This is a genomic window from Agrobacterium tumefaciens (genome assembly GCF_031801495.1).
GTDB lineage: Bacteria > Pseudomonadota > Alphaproteobacteria > Rhizobiales > Rhizobiaceae > Agrobacterium > Agrobacterium tumefaciens_K.
In genome coordinates this window covers 1-1005 of sequence record NZ_JAOEGC010000003.1, presented here as the reverse complement: position 1 = coordinate 1005, position 1005 = coordinate 1, and the positions used below count along the sequence as shown (strand labels likewise).

Annotated in this window: 2 protein-coding genes; one reads left to right on the top strand and one right to left on the bottom strand. The window is 53.4% G+C overall.

Translation table 11 applies throughout. The features are described 5' to 3' along the window. Positions 1 to 226: 226 nt before the first annotated feature. Positions 227 to 463: a hypothetical protein gene (locus tag N7578_RS22615; protein WP_311112596.1), complete on the bottom strand. Its 237-nt coding sequence runs from the start codon at positions 461 to 463 to the stop codon at positions 227 to 229. Positions 464 to 808: 345 nt separating this feature from the next. Between N7578_RS22615 and N7578_RS22610 the strand changes: the two genes are divergently transcribed. Beyond that, positions 809 to 1005, top strand: a 197-nt coding sequence (locus N7578_RS22610) for an MgtC/SapB family protein (RefSeq protein WP_422646741.1), incomplete at its 3' end; no start/stop codon positions are given.

Here is a 1005-nt window from a genome sequence, read left to right as displayed (position 1 = left end):
ATACCCGTGACAGAGGCGGCGTTGATGTTGTTCTCCTTGGCAAATGCCGTGATGGCGGTGAACGCTTCGTCACCGACCTCTGCCACGAGCATGAACGTTCGCTCGCCTGTATTCGTATCTGTTGAAAGAATTTTACTTCGCATCTGTTGGTCCTTTGTCTACAGCGAGATGCATGGGAGAAGGTTCCGTTTCCGGGCGGAGAAACATTCGACTGTGCGCAGAGCGATCAGCGCCGCCCACTCATGGATTCCCCGTCAGAGTTGATGGACGGAAGGAAAAATTCGACATCTTCGAGAGTGTCACGGTCAAGACCAGCAATGTTCTTCTGCCAAAACTCGCTCGCTGCAGGTGGATCTTCCTCATATTGGCGCACGAATGTTTTATTGTCGTCGATCATCACCTTGCGCGTTCCTCCGAGGCGCAAATATTCTTCAGCAAGCTGCCGCGTTTCGCTCTTCTGCATGGTAATGTCTCCCTAAGAATGTTCGATTCTCTGTGAAATCGACGGAGTGTCCTGAACCACGAGTGACGCTCCTTTGGCCGGTAGCGACCACGGACAGCCCCCGCAGTTCGTAAGCGCTTTCATTGTCGTTCTGGCGCTGCAAGGCTTTGTCAGACAACGTCAGGACTTCGCCTAATGTTCCGAATTTCTTGTTTCTGTGATCGAGCATTGAGGTGCTTCCCGAGGCCTCTTTTCTGAAACGAGGCCCGGTCAGTTTTTCCGCAACTCTTCTGGTGATGGGAACAAACACGCGAAGTTCGAGTTGAGTTGCGCAACGCTCGATCGTCAGCAAGAGGGAGGAAACACGTGGTCGACTGGTTACTGTCCCGAGGGGCCGAGGCCTATGTCGTCGCGAACTTTCTGCCACTCCTGATCGCCTATGTCCTGGCGCTACCGATCGGATGGGACAGAGAAAAACATGAACGCAGCGCGGGCCTGCGTACATTCCCTCTGGTTGCGATCGCTTCATGTGGCTTCATTGAAGCGACTGAAACCGTTACAAC

Coding starts and splice junctions, on each gene's coding strand:
- N7578_RS22615 (WP_311112596.1), bottom strand. CDS start 463: ATGCAGAAGAGCGAAACGCGGCAGCTTGCTGAAGAATATTTGCGCCTC.